20 protein-coding genes are annotated in these 18,509 nt (G+C 52.1%); 15 read left to right on the top strand and 5 right to left on the bottom strand.

Going from position 1 to position 18,509, the window contains the following annotated elements:
• Positions 1-175: 175 nt before the first annotated feature.
• The 4 genes from leuS to nadD are packed head-to-tail and all read left to right on the top strand — an operon-like array spanning position 176 to position 5,040.
• A complete protein-coding gene (gene leuS, locus NNO08_RS11690; RefSeq protein ID WP_271456760.1) occupies positions 176-2,758 on the top strand; it encodes a leucine--tRNA ligase in 2,583 nt (860 codons plus the stop codon).
• Positions 2,759-2,772: 14 nt separating this feature from the next.
• Positions 2,773-3,366: an LPS assembly lipoprotein LptE gene (gene lptE / locus NNO08_RS11695; protein ID WP_271441574.1), complete on the top strand. Its 594-nt coding sequence runs from the start codon at positions 2,773-2,775 to the stop codon at positions 3,364-3,366.
• Positions 3,366-4,397 (top strand): DNA polymerase III subunit delta, encoded by a 1,032-nt coding sequence (gene holA / locus NNO08_RS11700; RefSeq protein WP_271449867.1) that lies wholly within the window; start codon positions 3,366-3,368, stop codon positions 4,395-4,397. Before lptE ends, holA begins: the two co-directional genes overlap by 1 nt.
• A 1-nt stretch (position 4,398) precedes the next feature.
• On the top strand, positions 4,399-5,040 hold the full coding sequence (gene nadD, locus NNO08_RS11705) for a nicotinate-nucleotide adenylyltransferase (RefSeq protein ID WP_137384696.1): 642 nt from the start codon (positions 4,399-4,401) through the stop codon (positions 5,038-5,040).
• Here the strand turns inward: nadD and cobD are convergent.
• Positions 5,015-6,109 carry a threonine-phosphate decarboxylase CobD gene (gene cobD / locus NNO08_RS11710; RefSeq protein ID WP_271456761.1) on the bottom strand — a complete coding sequence of 365 codons (1,095 nt, stop codon included), beginning with the start codon at positions 6,107-6,109 and terminating at the stop codon, positions 5,015-5,017. The genes nadD and cobD overlap by 26 nt on opposite strands.
• Before the next feature lie 97 nt (positions 6,110-6,206).
• Here cobD and NNO08_RS11715 point away from each other — a divergent pair, with 97 nt between their 5' ends.
• The 10 genes from NNO08_RS11715 (at position 6,207) to lipA (ending at position 15,673) form a co-directional block, all read left to right on the top strand.
• A complete protein-coding gene (locus NNO08_RS11715) occupies positions 6,207-6,818 on the top strand; it encodes an adenosylcobalamin/alpha-ribazole phosphatase (RefSeq protein WP_271449869.1) in 612 nt (203 codons plus the stop codon).
• 255 nt (positions 6,819-7,073) lie between these two features.
• Entirely contained in the window at positions 7,074-7,391 is a 318-nt protein-coding gene (gene rsfS, locus NNO08_RS11720) for a ribosome silencing factor (RefSeq protein WP_003022728.1), read from the top strand.
• 3 nt (positions 7,392-7,394) lie between these two features.
• The gene (rlmH, locus tag NNO08_RS11725) at positions 7,395-7,862 is read left to right on the top strand and encodes a 23S rRNA (pseudouridine(1915)-N(3))-methyltransferase RlmH (protein WP_003022725.1); all 468 of its coding nucleotides are present in this window, start codon (positions 7,395-7,397) and stop codon (positions 7,860-7,862) included.
• 30 nt (positions 7,863-7,892) lie between these two features.
• Positions 7,893-9,794 (top strand): peptidoglycan DD-transpeptidase MrdA, encoded by a 1,902-nt coding sequence (gene mrdA, locus NNO08_RS11730; protein WP_271449870.1) that lies wholly within the window; start codon positions 7,893-7,895, stop codon positions 9,792-9,794.
• A gap of 2 nt (positions 9,795-9,796) precedes the next feature.
• Entirely contained in the window at positions 9,797-10,909 is a 1,113-nt protein-coding gene (gene mrdB, locus NNO08_RS11735; RefSeq protein ID WP_003022718.1) for a peptidoglycan glycosyltransferase MrdB, read from the top strand.
• A gap of 10 nt (positions 10,910-10,919) precedes the next feature.
• Positions 10,920-12,023, top strand: coding sequence for an endolytic peptidoglycan transglycosylase RlpA (gene rlpA, locus NNO08_RS11740; RefSeq protein ID WP_271449871.1), 1,104 nt, complete (start codon positions 10,920-10,922; stop codon positions 12,021-12,023).
• Between the two features lie 141 nt (positions 12,024-12,164).
• Positions 12,165-13,376, top strand: a complete 1,212-nt coding sequence (gene dacA, locus NNO08_RS11745) for a D-alanyl-D-alanine carboxypeptidase DacA (RefSeq protein ID WP_137384513.1) — start codon at positions 12,165-12,167, stop codon at positions 13,374-13,376.
• A 106-nt stretch (positions 13,377-13,482) separates the two neighbouring features.
• Positions 13,483-13,746, top strand: a complete 264-nt coding sequence (gene ybeD, locus NNO08_RS11750; protein ID WP_000850547.1) for a DUF493 family protein YbeD — start codon at positions 13,483-13,485, stop codon at positions 13,744-13,746.
• Between the two features lie 113 nt (positions 13,747-13,859).
• On the top strand, positions 13,860-14,501 hold the full coding sequence (gene lipB, locus NNO08_RS11755; RefSeq protein WP_271441569.1) for a lipoyl(octanoyl) transferase LipB: 642 nt from the start codon (positions 13,860-13,862) through the stop codon (positions 14,499-14,501).
• 206 nt (positions 14,502-14,707) lie between these two features.
• Positions 14,708-15,673 carry a lipoyl synthase gene (lipA, locus tag NNO08_RS11760; protein WP_003022702.1) on the top strand — a complete coding sequence of 322 codons (966 nt, stop codon included), beginning with the start codon at positions 14,708-14,710 and terminating at the stop codon, positions 15,671-15,673.
• Positions 15,674-15,770: 97 nt separating this feature from the next.
• On the opposite strand, the gene tatE is transcribed toward lipA, so the two are convergent.
• Together tatE and NNO08_RS11770 are read right to left on the bottom strand one after the other, a co-directional pair.
• The gene (gene tatE, locus NNO08_RS11765) at positions 15,771-15,974 is read right to left on the bottom strand and encodes a twin-arginine translocase subunit TatE (protein WP_048212302.1); all 204 of its coding nucleotides are present in this window, start codon (positions 15,972-15,974) and stop codon (positions 15,771-15,773) included.
• Positions 15,975-16,102: 128 nt separating this feature from the next.
• Positions 16,103-16,891, bottom strand: a complete 789-nt coding sequence (locus NNO08_RS11770; RefSeq protein WP_271456762.1) for a deaminated glutathione amidase — start codon at positions 16,889-16,891, stop codon at positions 16,103-16,105.
• A gap of 90 nt (positions 16,892-16,981) precedes the next feature.
• Between NNO08_RS11770 and crcB the strand changes: the two genes are divergently transcribed.
• Positions 16,982-17,365, top strand: coding sequence for a fluoride efflux transporter CrcB (gene crcB / locus NNO08_RS11775; protein ID WP_043015566.1), 384 nt, complete (start codon positions 16,982-16,984; stop codon positions 17,363-17,365).
• Positions 17,366-17,416: 51 nt separating this feature from the next.
• Here the strand turns inward: crcB and cspE are convergent, their stop codons facing one another.
• Positions 17,417-17,626 carry a transcription antiterminator/RNA stability regulator CspE gene (cspE, locus tag NNO08_RS11780; RefSeq protein ID WP_000034825.1) on the bottom strand — a complete coding sequence of 70 codons (210 nt, stop codon included), beginning with the start codon at positions 17,624-17,626 and terminating at the stop codon, positions 17,417-17,419.
• A gap of 189 nt (positions 17,627-17,815) precedes the next feature.
• A complete protein-coding gene (pagP, locus tag NNO08_RS11785) occupies positions 17,816-18,379 on the bottom strand; it encodes a lipid IV(A) palmitoyltransferase PagP (RefSeq protein WP_369124578.1) in 564 nt (187 codons plus the stop codon).
• Positions 18,380-18,509 lie beyond the last annotated feature (130 nt).

An 18,509-nucleotide genomic window follows, 5' to 3' on the forward strand; every position in this document is an offset into this window, starting at 1 on the left:
GCAAGACTGTCCACAGAGTGTGTAAATTCGTGCAAGAATTATCCTTGCGGGAATTCAACGCTGAATGCGCGAAAGGCTGTTTTGACGCGGGCGTTTGGGCTATGCTATGCGGATCTGAAACACCACATCTAGAGCTACGTTTGTAGCTGTATTGAAAACAGGACCACTGGCTGCCATGCAAGAGCAATACCGCCCGGAAGAGATAGAATCCAAAGTACAGCTTCACTGGGATGAGAAGCGCACATTTGAAGTTACCGAAGACGAGAGCAAAGAGAAGTATTACTGCCTGTCTATGCTTCCCTATCCTTCTGGTCGACTACACATGGGCCACGTACGTAACTACACCATCGGTGACGTAATCGCCCGCTACCAGCGCATGCTGGGCAAAAACGTACTGCAGCCCATTGGCTGGGATGCGTTCGGTCTGCCTGCGGAAGGTGCTGCGGTTAAAAACAACACCGCGCCAGCACCGTGGACGTACGACAACATCGCTTACATGAAAAACCAGCTCAAAATGCTGGGCTTTGGTTACGACTGGAGCCGCGAGCTGGCAACCTGTACCCCGGAATACTATCGTTGGGAACAGAAGTTCTTCACCGAACTGTACAAAAAAGGTCTGGTATACAAGAAAACCTCTGCGGTGAACTGGTGCCCTAACGACCAGACCGTACTGGCAAACGAACAGGTTATTGACGGCTGCTGCTGGCGCTGCGATACCAAAGTTGAGCGTAAAGAGATCCCACAGTGGTTCATCAAAATTACCGCTTACGCTGACGAACTGCTGCGTGATCTGGATAACCTGGATCACTGGCCTGACACCGTTAAAACAATGCAGCGTAACTGGATTGGCCGCTCTGAAGGTGTAGAAATCACCTTCAACGTGAACGGTTACGACAACACGCTGACCGTCTATACCACCCGTCCGGACACCTTTATGGGTGCAACCTACCTGGCTGTTGCGGCAGGTCACCCGCTGGCGCAAAAAGCGGCGGCCAATAACCCGGAGCTGGCGGCATTTATCGATGAATGTCGCAACACCAAGGTTGCTGAAGCTGAAATGGCGACCATGGAGAAGAAAGGTGTCGATACCGGCTTTAAAGCCATTCACCCGCTGACGGGCGAAGAGATCCCGGTTTGGGCAGCAAACTTTGTCCTGATGGAATACGGTACGGGCGCTGTGATGGCCGTTCCGGGTCACGATCAGCGCGATTATGAGTTTGCGACCAAGTATGGCCTGGCCATCAAGCCGGTAATTCTGACCGCTGAAGGCGCAGAGCCGGATCTGTCTGAACAGGCGCTGACCGAAAAAGGCGTGTTGTTTAACTCTGGCGAGTTTGACGGTCTGGCCTTCGAAGACGCGTTCAACGCCATTGCTGACAAGCTGGTAGCGAAAGGCGTGGGTGAACGTAAAGTTAACTACCGTCTGCGCGACTGGGGTGTTTCCCGTCAGCGTTACTGGGGTGCGCCAATCCCGATGGTCACGCTGGAAGACGGCACCGTACTGCCGACACCAGAAGATCAACTGCCGGTGATTCTGCCAGAAGATGTCGTCATGGACGGTATCACCAGCCCGATCAAAGCCGATCCGGAGTGGGCGAAAACCACCGTTAACGGTATGCCTGCCCTGCGTGAAACCGACACCTTTGATACCTTTATGGAGTCCTCCTGGTACTACGCGCGTTATACCTGCCCGCAGTACAACGAAGGGATGCTGGATCCGGAAGCGGCAAACTACTGGCTGCCGGTTGATATCTACATTGGTGGTATTGAACACGCCATCATGCACCTGCTCTACTTCCGCTTCTTCCACAAACTGATGCGCGACGCGGGCATGGTGAACTCTGACGAACCGGCTAAACAGCTGCTGTGCCAGGGTATGGTGCTGGCAGATGCGTTCTACTACGTTGGCGCAAACGGCGAGCGTAACTGGGTTTCTCCGGTTGATGCGATCGTTGAGCGCGACGAAAAAGGTCGTATCGTTAAGGCCCTGGACGCACAAGGTCATGAACTGGTGTATACCGGCATGAGCAAAATGTCCAAATCGAAAAATAACGGTATCGACCCGCAGGTAATGGTTGAACGTTACGGTGCGGATACCGTACGTCTGTTCATGATGTTTGCCTCTCCGGCTGATATGACACTGGAATGGCAAGAATCCGGCGTAGAAGGGGCAAACCGCTTCCTGAAACGTGTCTGGAAACTGGTTTACGAGCACACCACCAAAGGTGATGTGGCTGCATTGAACGTTGATGCATTGAGCGAAGACCAAAAAACGCTGCGTCGTGACGTGCACAAAACCATCGCTAAAGTGACTGATGATATCGGTCGCCGTCAGACCTTTAACACCGCGATTGCGGCGATTATGGAACTGATGAACAAGCTGGCAAAAGCACCGCAGGAAGACGAGCAGGACAGAGCCCTGATGCAGGAAGCACTGTTGGCCGTTGTGCGTATGCTTAACCCGTTCACCCCACACGTTTGCTTCACCTTGTGGCAAGCGCTGAAAGGCGAAGGTGATATCGACAATGCACCGTGGCCTGTTGCTGACGAAAGCGCAATGGTCGAAGACTCTACGCTGGTCGTGGTTCAGGTCAACGGCAAAGTCCGTGGTAAAATTACCGTCCCGGTAAACGCCACTGAAGAGCAGGTTCGTGAACGTGCTGGCCAGGAGCATCTGGTCGCAAAATATCTTGATGGCGTTACCGTACGTAAAGTGATTTATGTACCGGGTAAACTCCTCAATCTGGTCGTTGGCTAAGCGCGGGAGGAAGCGTGCGACATCTGACAACATTGTTGTTATCCCTGGTGGTGCTTGTCACCGCCGGGTGTGGCTGGCATCTGCGTAGTACTACGCAGGTTCCCCCCACGATGAAAACCATGATTCTGGTCACGGGTGATCCGAACGGCCCGTTAAGCCGTGCGGTGCGTAATCAGCTGCGTTTGAATGGCGTTACACTGCTGGAAGACAGCTCAACGCGCAAAGACGTTCCGTCCTTACGCCTTGGTGCAGTCAGCATTTCGCAGGATACCGCGTCCGTGTTCCAGAACGGTCAAACCGCTGAATACCAGATGGTGATGTCCGTTAGTGCTTCAGTCCTGATCCCGGGCCATGATATTTACCCGATCAGCGCTAAAGTCTATCGTTCATTCTTCGACAACCCGCAAGCGGCACTGGCGAAGGATAACGAGCAGGAGATGATCGTTAAAGAGATGTACGACAAGGCGGCCGAGCAGTTGATTCGTAAACTGCCAAGCGTACATATTGCTGATGTTCAGTCATCCAGTGATGACGTCGAGCCTGCAGTGAAAACTGCAGCGCCAGCGTCCTCCTCTCCGGCGCGTGTTTCCACCACGCTGGGTAACTGATGCTCAAGTTGTACCCTGAACAACTCCGCGCACAGCTCAATGAAGGGCTGCGCGCGGCGTATTTATTACTGGGCAATGACCCCCTGTTGTTGCAGGAGAGCCAGGACATCGTCCGTATGGCTGCCGCCGCACAAGGGTTCGAAGAACACCATACGTTCACCCTCGATACCAGCACCGACTGGGGCGCAATCTTTTCCCTTTGCCAGGCGATGAGCCTGTTTGCCAGCCGTCAAACGTTACTCCTGCAGCTGCCAGAAAATGGCCCCAATGCCGCCATTAACGAACAACTTGCCTCGCTCGTCACGCTGCTACATGACGATCTGCTGCTTATTGTTCGTGGTAACAAGCTGACCAAAGCCCAGGAAAACGCCGCATGGTATTCCGGACTGGCGAATAACGCGGTGCTGGTCAGTTGCCAGACACCTGAACAGGCACAGCTTCCGCGTTGGGTAGCTGCAAGGGCGAAACATCATAATCTGCAGCTGGATGACGCCGCCAACCAGCTCTTATGCTATTGCTACGAAGGCAATCTGTTAGCGTTAGCGCAGGCGCTGGAGCGGTTGTCGCTACTTTGGCCTGACGGTAAATTAACGCTGCCTCGTGTGGAGCAAGCCGTTAACGATGCCGCGCACTTTACCCCCTTCCACTGGGTAGATGCGCTGCTGATGGGCAAAAGCAAGCGCGCGCTGCATATTCTGCAACAGCTCCGTCTTGAAGGCAGTGAACCCGTTATTTTGTTACGTACTCTGCAGCGGGAATTATTACTGCTGGTGAACCTGAAACGGCAGTCGGCCCATACCCCATTACGGGCATTGTTTGACAAACATCGGGTATGGCAAAATCGCCGTGGCATGATGGGAGATGCGTTAAACCGACTGACCCCCACGCAGTTACGTCAGGCGGTCACGCTGTTAACACGTACGGAAATTACGCTTAAACAAGACTATGGTCAGTCAGTGTGGGCGGAGCTTGAGGGACTTTCCCTGTTGCTTTGCCATAAATCACTGGCAGATGTTTTTATTGATGGTTGATATGAAATCATTGCAGGCTCTGTTCGGTGGCACCTTTGATCCGGTGCATTATGGTCATCTGAAACCCGTTGAAATTCTGGCTAATCTGATTGGCCTGTCTCGGGTTATTGTCATGCCCAATAACGTGCCACCACATCGTGCGCAACCGGAAGCCTCCAGCGCCCAGCGTAAACATATGCTTGAACTGGCCATTGCCGACAAACCTTTGTTTTCACTGGATGAGCGCGAGCTAAAACGCGATACCGCCTCGTACACCGCACAAACACTGCAAGAGTGGCGCGTGGAACAAGGCCCGGATGCACCGCTGGCATTCATTATTGGTCAGGATTCACTGCTGACCTTTCCTTCCTGGCATGATTACGACACGATTCTGGATAACACCCATCTTATCGTGTGTCGACGACCGGGTTATCCCCTTGAGATGGCACAGGAACAGCACCAGCAGTGGCTGGAGCGCCATCTGACCCATACGGCAGATGATCTGCATAACCTGCCGGCAGGTAAGATTTACCTTGCTGAAACGCCCTGGTTCAATATCTCCGCTACACTTATCCGCGAACGCCTGGAAAAAGGCGAGCCGTGCGACGACTTACTGCCACGCGCCGTGCTCGACTATATCAACCAGCAGGGTTTGTACCGCTAAGCGTGTTGGTTAATGCCGCCAGCAGGCGGTCATTTTCTTGCTGACTGCGAACAGCAACCCGGTAATAACGCGCGTCCAACCCCGGGTAATTGGCACAGCTACGGATCAAAACATGTTGTTCCAGCAGTGATTTTTGCAAATCGATATCCGGTCGATCGCAGCGTAACAGCCGATAGTTAGCCCGACCGGGATAGACGGTCAGGCCGGGCAGCGTTTGCAATTGTTGATCAAATCGCTGTCCTTCCTGTACCAGCCATTGCCACGTCGCCTGCTGGTAGGCGCTATCGCTAAGAATCATCTCTCCCGCCAGCGCGGCAAATGCGTTAATTGACCACGGCATTTGTCGGCTGCGCATCCGTGCCACGGCCTGTTCGTCGCTATTGACCAGATAACCCAGTCGCAACCCCGGTATCGCATAGAACTTGGTTAGCGAACGAAGAACCCAAATGTGCGGATTCTCTTGTAGCCGCGGAATAAAACCTTCCTCCCCGGCAATAAAATCGATAAAGGCTTCATCCAGAATCAAGGTAATCCCCAATTCAGCGCAGCGCGTTGCTATCGCAGCAAGCAGACGATCATCGGGCAATAGCCCTGTCGGGTTGTTGGGCGTACAAAGAAAGAGGCAGTCCAACTGCGGCGTTAACGCATCAAGGATCGTGGCGGTGAGCTGCCAGCCATCCTCCTCGCGCAGCGCAAACTCATGGATCGCACATTCGCCCCATTCCAGCGCCCGGCGGTATTCAGCAAATCCGGGGGCAACAATCATCGCATGGCGCGGCTTGAGCCCATTAACCAGGGTGAAGATAGATTCTGTTTCGCCATTCCCCGCGAGGAGCCACGAAACAGGTACCTGATGATGCTGCGCCAGCGCCGCATGCAACTGGGTGTAGTCAACGTCCGGGTAGCGTTCAGCCCTGTCCAGATTGTCGATAAGCGCGCATTTTAAGGTTGCGGGCATACCCAGCGGGTTAATATTCGCGCTAAAATCCAGCAATTGCTCAGGCGGGATGCCCAACAATGCGGCGGCTTCTCGGGTATTACCGCCGTGCGCGCTCTTCAATAAAGACATCGTGCCGCTCCAGTCAAAAGAGGGTATTTTATTGAAAAAATCTCTGCGCAATCAGGGCAAGCATCATATTTTGTGCGAATAGCCCCAAGAGGAAAAAATGAGACTCTGGTTAGTACGTCACGGAGAAACCGAAGCCAATGTCGCTGGGTTATACAGCGGTCATGCCCCCACACCGCTAACGGAACGGGGGATTGCTCAGGCGCAATCACTGAGTGGGCTGCTACGCAATGTCCCTTTCAACAACGTTCTGTGCAGCGAACTCGAACGCGCCCGCCATACAACCCAACTGATTCTGGCGGAACGCGAGGTTCCTGTGCGTGTCATGCCTGAACTTAATGAGATGTTCTTTGGCGACTGGGAAATGCGCCATCATCGCGATCTTGCACGTGAAGACGCTGAAAATTATGCCGTATGGTGTAATGACTGGCAGAACGCAACCCCAACCAATGGCGAAGGATTCCAGGCATTTTCACAGCGTGTTGAACGTTTCATTGCGCAGCTTGCTGATTACAAAGACAGTCAAAATCTGTTGGTGGTGAGTCATCAGGGCGTGCTGAGCGTGCTGGTGGCCCGGCTGCTGTCCATGCCCGCGGCCGCCATGTGGCACTTTCGCATCGAACAGGGTTGCTGGAGTGCAATTGATTTTTGTGACGACTTTGCGGTTCTGAAAGTTCTCAATAGTCGCGCCGTGTGGCACGAGGGTGAGTGAATGCACTGTTTTTTCTGCCGATGGGCCTCTCTCCCATTGACACCCTATGACAGGCTGCTATTCTCCGCAACCTGACTTTTCCCGCCTTTCAGAGCTTTGCAGAAATTGTTTTACAAAAATGGCGATGCATTCTGTTGCGTGGGGTGGGATGATAGCGCACCGCAAAAGCGCTTTCGGAGACATTTGTCCCGATATCGCCTCTGGTTCAGGTATACTAACAGACGTTTTTAACTCTTTTTCACCCAGGGGGAACACTTGCAGGGTAAAGCACTCCAGGATTTTGTAATCGACAAAATTGATGACCTGAAAGGTCAAGACATCATCGCCTTAGATGTTCAGGGCAAATCCAGTATCACCGATTGCATGATTATCTGCACTGGCACGTCCAGCCGCCATGTCATGTCTATCGCCGATCACGTTGTTCAGGAATCTCGCACCGCCGGTCTGCTGCCGCTTGGCGTAGAAGGCGAAAACGTAGCTGACTGGATCGTTGTCGATCTTGGCGATGTGATTGTCCACGTTATGCAGGAAGAGAGCCGTCGCCTGTATGAACTGGAAAAACTCTGGAGTTAATACGTGAAGCTGCAACTTGTCGCCGTGGGTACGAAGATGCCTGACTGGGTGCAAACCGGTTTTACGGAGTACCTGCGCCGGTTTCCAAAAGACATGCCCTTTGAGCTGATCGAAATTCCGGCAGGAAAACGCGGCAAGAACGCGGACATTAAACGCATTCTCGACAAAGAGGGTGAACAGATGCTGGCCGCCGCAGGCAAAAACCGCATCGTCACCCTTGATATCCCAGGCAAACCCTGGGACACGCCACAACTGGCGACCGAGCTGGAACGCTGGAAACTGGATGGTCGTGACGTCAGTCTGTTGATTGGCGGACCGGAAGGGCTGTCCCCCGCCTGTAAAGCGGCTGCGGAGCAAAGCTGGTCACTCTCTGCATTAACCCTTCCCCACCCTCTTGTTCGGGTGCTGGTCGCAGAGAGTCTGTACAGGGCGTGGAGCATTACCACCAACCATCCTTATCACCGTGAGTGATCATTGATTCTTGAGTAGATTAAGCAGCGGATGAAACTACAGAATTCTTTTCGCGACTATACGGCTGAGTCCGCGCTGTTTGTGCGCCGGGCGCTGGTCGCTTTTTTGGGGATTTTGCTGCTCACTGGCGTGCTGATCGCCAATCTTTATAATCTGCAAATCGTTCGCTTTACTGATTATCAGACCCGTTCGAACGAGAACCGCATCAAACTGGTGCCTATCGCCCCCAGCCGCGGCATCATTTATGACCGCAACGGAATTCCTCTCGCCCTTAACCGCACTATTTATCAGATAGAGATGATGCCGGAGAAGGTCGACAATATTCAGGATACCCTCGACGCGCTACGCAACGTCGTGGATCTGACCGATGACGACATCGCAGCCTTTAAAAAAGAGCGAGCCCGCTCGCACCGCTTCACCTCGATCCCGGTAAAAACCAACCTGACTGAAGTTCAGGTCGCACGCTTTGCCGTGAATCAGTATCGTTTCCCCGGCGTCGAGGTCAAAGGCTATAAACGCCGTTATTATCCATACGGTTCTGCACTGACCCACGTGATTGGTTACGTATCGAAGATCAACGACAAAGACGTTGAACGTCTGGATAAAGACGGTAAGCTGGCCAACTACGCAGCCACACATGACATCGGCAAGCTGGGTATCGAGCGCTATTACGAAGACGTACTTCATGGTCAAACAGGTTATGAAGAGGTTGAAGTCAATAACCGTGGCCGCGTCATTCGACAGCTCAAAGAAGTCGCCCCGCAGGCCGGGCACGATATCTATCTGACGCTTGATTTAAAACTCCAGCAATACATTGAAACGTTGCTGGCGGGTAGCCGTGCCGCCGTCGTGGTCACAGACCCGCGTACTGGCGGTGTTCTGGCTCTGGTCTCTATGCCGAGCTACGATCCGAACCTGTTCGTGGACGGCATCTCCAGCAAAGATTATTCCGGGTTACTCAATGACCCCAATACCCCACTGGTCAACCGCGCCACGCAAGGTGTTTACCCTCCGGCGTCCACGGTTAAACCTTATGTTGCGGTCTCTGCGTTAAGCGCAGGCGTTATTACTCGCAATACTGGGCTATTCGATCCCGGTTGGTGGCAATTACCCGGTTCAGAGAAACGTTACCGTGACTGGAAAAAATGGGGACACGGTCATCTGAACATCACCCGTTCTCTGGAAGAGTCCGCTGATACGTTTTTCTATCAAATCGCCTATGATATGGGGATTGACCGTCTTTCTGAGTGGATGAGCAAGTTTGGTTACGGTCATTATACGGGCATCGATCTCGCTGAAGAGCGCGCCGGAAACATGCCAACCCGCGAGTGGAAGCAAAAACGGTTTAAAAAGCCCTGGTACCAGGGTGATACAATCCCTGTCGGTATCGGTCAGGGCTACTGGACAGCAACACCTATCCAGATGAGTAAAGCGCTGATGATCCTCATCAACGACGGCATGGTGAAAGTTCCGCATCTGCTGATGAGCACAGCGGAAAACGGCAAGCAAGTGCCGTGGATACAGCCACATGAGCCTCCTGTCGGTGACATTCATTCTGGCTACTGGGAAATCGCCAAAGACGGTATGTACGGTGTAGCGAATCGCCCTAATGGGACTGCGCACAAGTATTTTGCTGGCGCACCCTACAAAATTGCGGCGAAATCCGGTACCGCGCAGGTATTTGGCCTGAAAGCCAATGAAACCTATAACGCACATAAAATCGCCGAACGTTTACGCGACCACAAACTGATGACTGCATTCGCGCCCTATGACAAACCCGAGGTCGCTGTCGCGATGATCCTCGAAAACGGTGGGGCCGGTCCGGCGGTAGGTACACTCATGCGCCAGATCCTTGACCACATTATGTTGGGCGACAACAACACCAATCTGCCTGCTGAAAACCCGGCGGTTGCAGCAGGTGAGGACCAATAATCGTGACGGATAATCCGAACAAAAAGACATTCTGGGACAAAATTCATATCGATCCCACAATGTTGCTTATCTTGCTGGCTCTGCTGGTATACAGCTCGCTGGTCATCTGGAGCGCCAGCGGCCAGGATATTGGCATGATGGAACGTAAGGTCGGCCAGATCGCTATGGGGCTGGTCATCATGGTCGTGATGGCGCAAATTCCCCCCAGAGTCTATGAAGGCTGGGCGCCGTACCTCTATATCTTCTGTATCATCCTGTTGGTTGCTGTCGATGCCTTCGGCGCTATTTCCAAAGGCGCACAACGTTGGCTGGATTTGGGCATCGTGCGTTTTCAGCCCTCGGAAATTGCCAAGATAGCCGTCCCGTTGATGGTGGCGCGCTTTATCAACCGCGATGTCTGCCCACCCTCGCTGAAGAATACGGCTATCGCGCTGGTGCTCATTTTTATGCCCACGCTGCTGGTTGCCGCGCAGCCTGACCTTGGAACCTCAATCCTGGTTGCACTTTCCGGCCTGTTTGTCCTGTTCCTCTCCGGGTTGAGCTGGCGTCTCATCGGCGTTGCTGTGGTTCTGGTGGCCGCATTTATTCCAATACTGTGGTTCTTCCTGATGCATGATTACCAGCGACAACGCGTGATGATGCTTCTCGACCCGGAAACCGATCCGCTGGGCGCGGGCTATCACATTATTCAGTCTAAAATTGCTATTGGTTCAGGTGGGCTACGCGGCAAAGGCTGGTTGCATGGTACGCAGTCGCAGTTGGAGTTTTTGCCCGAACGTCATACTGACTTTATCTTTGCAGTACTGGCGGAAGAGCTGGGTCTGGTTGGGATTTTAATCCTGCTTGCCCTGTACATTTTGCTGATAATGCGCGGATTGTGGATTGCCGCCCACGCGCAAACAACCTTTGGTCGCGTTATGGCCGGTGGTTTAATGTTGATATTATTCGTTTATGTCTTCGTAAATATTGGTATGGTGAGCGGTATTCTGCCTGTAGTTGGGGTTCCACTCCCACTGGTCAGTTACGGAGGCTCTGCACTGATCGTGCTGATGGCCGGGTTCGGGATTGTCATGTCGATCCACACCCATAGAAAAATGTTGTCGAAAAGCGTGTAAGGGGTACGCAATGCGTAAGCAGTGGATTGGAATCTGCATCGCAGCAGGAATGCTCGCGGCGTGTTCAAGTGATGATGGTCAGCAACAGGCTGCCGTCGCGCCGCAGCCTGCGGTGTGTAATGGTCCGATTGTTGAAATCAGCGGAGCCGATCCGCGCTTTGAACCCCTGAACCCGACGGCGAATCAGGACTATCAGCGTGACGGTAAGAGCTACAAGATAGTCCAGGACCCCTCCCGCTTTAGCCAGGCTGGACTGGCCGCCATTTACGATGCAGAGCCAGGAAGTAATTTGACCGCCTCAGGTGAAGCGTTCGACCCGATGCAGCTGACCGCTGCGCACCCAACGCTGCCTATTCCAAGCTATGCCAGAATTACTAACCTGGCAAACGGTCGAATGATCGTCGTACGCATTAACGATCGTGGTCCCTATGGCAACGATCGCGTCGTTTCGCTGTCGCGAGCAGCAGCCGATCGTCTGAATACCTCTAACAACACGAAAGTGCGTATTGATCCTATCATTGTCGCACAGGATGGCTCTCTGTCCGGCCCAGGTATGGCCTGTACGACAGTGGCCAAACAAACCTATGCCCTGCCCTCACGCCCTGACTTAAGCGGCGGCGGCAGCATGCCTGCTACACCGGATGCGGGTCAGCCACAAGGTGATATCCGCCCGATCAGCAATTCCACGCTGAAAAGCGATGACCCTACCGGAGCACCAGTAAACAGCGGTGGTTTCCTCGGCGCACCGACCACGCTCGCTTCCGGCGTGCTTGAAGGTAGCGAACCGACGCCAGCGCCACAGCCGGCCGCCCCTGTGACTGCGCCAGCCACAACACCAACTGTCGCAGCAGCACCAGCCGCCGCCGTTGCCACTCCGGCAGCTGCAGCCAACGGTCGTTATGTCGTTCAGGTTGGTGCGGTAAGCGAGCAGGCGCGTGCACAGCAGTATCAAAAGCGTTTAAGTCAGCAGTTTGGCGTTCCGGGCCGGGTTGTGCAAAACGGTGCCGTTTGGCGTATTCAGATGGGGCCATTCGCCAGCAAGGCTGAAGCCTCCACACTGCAACAGCGTCTGCAATCCGAGGCGCAATTACAGTCCTTCATCACCGGCGTGTAATAACGTAAATCAGGCATCTGAGTTGTCAATTTCTGTAAACGACATTAACAAAGTCACGCGGAAAGTCAGATGCCTGTGAGTTATGCATTTGCTATAGTAGGGCACTTTTTTAATTTCACCACGGACGTCGTAGTTCAGACCATGAAGACCACTTTTTCCGCTCGTTTCGTGCAGCGCATGGCGCTCACCGCGGCTCTCTGCGCAGCCTCTCTTTCTGCTGCCCATGCAGATGACCTGAATATTAAAACCATGATCCCGGGTGTTCCGCAGATCGATGCGGAGTCGTATATCCTGATTGACTACAATTCAGGCAAAGTTCTGGCAGAACAGAATGCGGACTCTCGCCGCGATCCCGCCAGCCTGACCAAAATGATGACCAGCTACGTCATCGGACAGGCAATGAAAGCCGGGAAATTCAAAGAAACCGATTTGGTCACCGTCGGCAACGACGCCTGGGCTACGGGCAACCCTGTCTTTAAAGGTTCCTCCCTGATGTTCCTCAAGCCGGGTATGCAGGTTCCGGTATCGCAGCTAATCCGTGGTATCAACCTGCAATCCGGTAACGATGCTTGCGTGGCAATGGCAGACTTTTCTGCCGGAAGTCAGGACGCTTTCGTCGGCCTGATGAACAGCTATGTTAATGCGCTGGGGCTGAAAAACACCCATTTCCAGACCGTACATGGCCTGGATGCAGAAGGCCAGTACAGCTCAGCTCGCGATATGGCGCTGATTGGTCAGGCGCTGATCCGCGATGTGCCTAACGAGTACTCTATCTATAAAGAAAAAGAGTTCACCTTTAACGGTATCCGCCAGCTCAACCGTAACGGTCTGCTGTGGGATAACAGCCTGAATGTTGACGGTATCAAAACCGGCCATACTGACAAAGCGGGTTATAACCTTGTTGCCTCCGCGACAGAAGGTCAGATGCGTCTGATCTCCGCCGTGATGGGCGGTCGCACCTATAAAGGTCGTGAAACCGAAAGTAAAAAGCTGCTGACCTGGGGTTTCCGTTTCTTTGAAACCGTGAACCCATTGAAAGTCGGCAAAGAGTTTGCCTCTGAGCCCGCCTGGTTTGGTAATACCGATCGTGCGTCGTTAGGTGTCGATAAAGATGTCTACCTGACTATTCCACGCGGCCGCATGAAAGATCTGAAAGCCAGCTATGTTCTGAACACCACGGAACTGCATGCCCCGCTGCAGAAAAACCAGGTTGTCGGCACCATCAACTTCCAGCTTGATGGCAAAACCATTGAGCAGCGTCCACTGGTGGTTCTGCAGGAAATCCCGGAAGGCAACTTCTTTGGTAAAATCATTGATTACATTAAATTAATGTTCCATCACTGGTTTGGCTAAAAATCGAACACTTGAAAGTGTGATTTACGTCCCCATATACTAAGTATCCAGATAACTCCCACGCTCTGTGGGAGTTATTATTTTTTGATGTAACGCCGGAGCTGACATGAAAACCAAACTTAACGAACTGCTTGAATTCCCTACTCCATTTACTTACAAAGTAATGGGGCAGGCGTTGCCTGAGCTGGTTGATCAGGTGGTTGAAGTGGTACAGCGCCATGCGCCAGGTGATTACTCCCCAACGGTAAAACCGAGCAGCAAAGGCAACTACCACTCGGTCTCAATCACTATTAATGCGACACACATTGAGCAGGTTGAAACGCTGTACGAAGAATTAGGTAATATCGATATCGTACGTATGGTGCTGTAAAAACCTGTCGGTTACCCGCTGCATCCCCGCTCGGGTAACCCCACCCTCCTGTGATATACTTTTCCCCTCTTTAACATTCTCTACTCTGTGTGAGTATCTACGGAGATACCGTTTTGTATCAGGATAAAATTCTGGTCCGCCAGCTCGGTCTTCAGCCCTACGAGCCAGTCTCTCTGGCCATGCACGAATTCACCGATACCCGCGATGAAAACAGTCATGATGAAATCTGGCTGGTAGAGCATTATCCTGTCTTTACCCAGGGTCAGGCAGGTAAAGCAGAGCACGTACTGATGCCCGGTGATATTCCCGTTATCCAGAGCGATCGGGGCGGCCAGGTGACATACCACGGACCGGGTCAGCAGGTTATGTATGTTCTGTTGAACCTCAAACGCCGCAAACTGGGCGTACGTGAACTGGTAACACTACTGGAACAAACCGTGGTGAATACGCTTGCGGAGATAGGTATTGACGCCCATCCGCGTGCTGATGCGCCGGGGGTATATGTCGGGGAGAAGAAAATCTGCTCATTAGGGTTACGTATCCGTAGAGGCTGCTCGTTTCACGGCTTAGCGCTCAACGTAGATATGGATCTATCACCTTTCCTGCGCATCAACCCCTGTGGCTATGCGGGAATGGAAATGGCAAAAGTCTCGCTGTGGGACAGTACGGCAACAACCGAGAGCGTGCGCCCTCGTCTGCTGGCTAATATTTTAGCGCTGTTGGGCAATCCCCCCCACGAGTACATTGCAGACTGAAAAAAAGGTTATAGTTTGCCGCAGCATATGTTGTGGCAAATGGCACAAAACAACAACTATTTTACATTTTGCCAGCCTGTCAGGCTGCTTTCTGGCCCGTTTCAATGATATACTGCGTATCACTAATTCAAAAATAGTTGATAAATGCAACATTCCCTTGAATTGAAACGCTTTCCTTCGTAATTCGCAACTGGAACACGCAAGCTATGAGTAAACCCATTGTGATGGAACGCGGTGTTAAATACCGCGATGCCGATAAGATGGCTCTTATCCCGGTAAAAAATGTAGCAACAGAGCGCGAAGCCCTGCTGCGTAAACCGGAATGGATGAAAATAAAACTGCCAGCGGACTCCACTCGCATCCAGGGTATCAAAGCAGCGATGCGCAAAAATGGCCTGCACTCTGTCTGCGAAGAAGCGTCCTGCCCTAACCTGGCAGAATGTTTCAACCACGGGACCGCGACCTTTATGATCCTCGGCGCAATCTGTACTCGCCGCTGCCCATTCTGTGACGTTGCCCACGGTCGCCCGGTTGCCCCTGATGCTAACGAACCGTTAAAGCTGGCTCAGACGATTGCGGACATGGCGCTGCGCTATGTGGTCATTACCTCCGTTGACCGCGACGATCTGCGCGACGGTGGCGCCCAGCACTTTGCAGACTGCATCACCGCTATTCGTGAGAAAAGCCCGTCGATTAAAATCGAAACGCTGGTACCTGACTTCCGTGGTCGTATGGATCGTGCGCTGGATATCCTCACGGCCACCCCGCCAGACGTGTTTAACCATAACCTCGAGAACGTTCCGCGTATATACCGCAACGTACGCCCTGGGGCTGATTACAACTGGTCACTGAAGCTTCTGGAACGTTTCAAGGAAGCGCACCCTGAGATCCCAACCAAATCCGGCCTGATGGTAGGTCTGGGTGAAACCAATGCTGAAATCATTGAGGTTATGCGCGATCTGCGCAGTCACGGCGTGACAATGCTGACGCTGGGCCAGTATTTACAACCCAGTCGTCACCACCTGCCGGTTCAGCGCTATGTAAGCCCGGACGAGTTTGATGAGATGAAGGCGGAAGCCATGGCAATGGGCTTTACCCATGCAGCCTGCGGCCCATTTGTTCGTTCTTCTTACCATGCGGACATGCAGGCGAAAGGGTTGGAAGTGAAGTGATCGTGTAATACTCACTTACATTTCAGCAATAAAAAAACCGGCAATTGCCGGTTTTTTTTCATGCAGAGTATGCAGTATGAGCATCGTGCTCCTGACATTACTCTTTATGGGAAAGCTTCTCAGTCTGAACGCTACCGTCAGCATCTTTCTTAGCATCGGCATTATCATCGTTCATCGCTTTCTTGAAGCCTTTAATTGCCGTTCCCAGGTCTCCACCCAGTGTACGTAACTTCTTGGTACCAAACAGCAGAACGACCAGTGCGGCAACCACCAGCAGTTTGGTAATACTAATCTCACCCATAGATACCTTCTTAACTTAAACCAGGCTGCATAAAGCGCCATATTAACCTGAGAATATTAACGGCCTTTCGACGCGCGCACACAATAGCAATCTGTAACAAGGTGAATCAAGCCTTGTTTAAAAAAACGTCATAATAATTGCGGTGGCGCAAAGCGGCGGTTCCGTAACACAGGAAGTTGCGCCCTGACCTGCCTCACCCGCTCAGCAGAAACCTCCGTCATTATCAGCGCGGGCGTTTCCGCCGCAGCGGCAATCGTCACGCCAAACGGATCGATAACCCGGCTTTGACCGATATTCTTGTTACCACACTCCCCCGCGGCAATCACATAACAGGTTGCATCCAGGGCTCTTGCCGCCAGCAGCGTTGTCCAATGATGCTCTTTCAGCGAACCACGAACCCAGGCAGCCGGTAAGACCAGGATTTCAGCCCCCTGTAACGCGAGCGCCAATGCCAGCTCAGGAAAGCGCAGGTCATAGCAGGTCATTAACCCTACCTTTAATCCGCCTACGTCCAGCAATGGCGCTACAGCCTCACCTGCATCGACATTCCGCGACTCCTGAATCGAAAAGGCGTCATAGAGATGTAATTTTGCGTAATGGGCAACAACCCGGCCTGCCCGTAGCGCAACCAGCATGTTCAACGCCCGGCCAGGTACAGAGGGAACATGAATCGTCAGAATCGTCGTCATCTCGTTTTGCGCGCTCTCTTGCTGTAGCCGCGTCAGAAAACCGCCCTCCAGTAGCTGAGCCGACTTCACCGACAGGTCGGGGTCGAGATCGTCACGGGCCAACAGCGCTTCCGGCAGCACCAACAGAGATGCTCCTTCTCCTGCGGCCTGTGACATCAACTGGACACACGTTTCCGCATTTTTCTCCCACGAGGGACCCACGGCAAATTGCCCTGCTGCAACAAACATATTCCCTCCAGAAAAATGGGTTAAGCTCGCCAACAACAATTATTCAGCGTTACACTCACGCTATATACAATCAAATAGCAGGATTACACAGTGTTACAACTCCTTTTAGCAGTTTTTATCGGTGGCGGTACAGGAAGCGTAGCAAGATGGATGTTAAGCATGCGGTTCAATCCGCTGCATCAGGCCATCCCATTCGGTACGCTGGCAGCAAATCTGATTGGCGCGTTTATTATCGGTATGGGGCTGGCGTGGTTTAACCGCATGACAAACATTGATCCAATGTGGAAAGTACTCATCACCACCGGTTTCTGTGGCGGACTAACGACGTTTTCAACCTTTTCGGCAGAAGTGGTGTTTTTACTACAGGAAGGACGTTTTGGTTGGGCAATGGTGAATGTGCTGGTTAACCTGTTAGGGTCATTTGCGATGACGGCTCTGGCATTCTGGCTGGTTTCGGCCTCTCCTGCACACTAAACGAAAAAAAACCCGCAATTAAGCGGGTTTTGAATTCTTGCTGTCGTATGCTTACAGAGCGATTACGTTTGCAGCAGAAGGGCCTTTGGCACCGTTAGTGATTTCGAACTCTACGCGCTGACCTTCAGCCAGAGTTTTAAAACCATTGGTCTGGATTGCAGAGAAGTGTACGAACACGTCTTTGCTGCCATCTTCCGGAGTAATGAAACCGAATCCTTTGGACTCATTAAACCACTTAACGTTACCTTTAATCTTAGACATCAAAATTACCTTTACATGAAAAATAGACACAAATGCTGTGTCGGGTATCAGTACAACAATTGTGGTGCACTTTGTCCAGTCGAACTTTGTCAAAAAGTGATAAATGTCGCGTTATTTTTCAGACACCCAACATATCCATCTGTTTTTAAACAAATTTATAATAATCTACCTGACAATACAGGTAGTCTGTCAAAACTGGAAACGCATCCATGCAAAGTAGACATTTCCGTTGTTATACGTACCCGGAATGTAGGTCATCTGGAACGTTGCCGGACCATAGCCTATCGAGGCCAACGGCAGGATCAATGGCACGGGAATATAGTTCCAGTTATCGCGCGCGGTGAAACCGGCTGTATAGCCCAGCCCAAGACGAAAATTATCATCGGCCAGCGGTCGCCAGGTCTTTTCCCAGCCATAGCCGCCAATCGGCTCCCATTTATTGAAGGAGTCCTTGAAGGCCATAATATAGAGCCCGTGCCAATTACCTTTATCATCCCAACGGGACTGACCAAATCCTGCCCCCCAGGGACGTTCGTTGTACCGATCGGTTTTCTCTTTATCGTAGGCAAAACGCGCATGCCAGGTAATGGCCGGCACATACAGATCATAATGTTCGGGCTGCTGCCAGGTTTCACTGACATTATCTTTAAAAGTATCAAACCACCCTTTATCCTCAGCAAACACCTGGGGAATAAAGGCTAACTGAATAAAAAGAAATGAAAAAATGAGAAAATAACGTTTAGCGACAATCACGACTTAATTACCATCCTGGGAGTTAGTATTAATTGTAGCAAACAAAACCTTAATGTTAGCTTAACAAAGATGCGCTAATAAAAAATCAGAATATTCTCCACATATAAATTCCAGATTATTACCATTATAT

This window comes from Citrobacter sp. Igbk 17 (genome assembly GCF_028069775.1).
In the GTDB taxonomy this organism is placed as follows: Bacteria; Pseudomonadota; Gammaproteobacteria; order Enterobacterales; family Enterobacteriaceae; genus Citrobacter.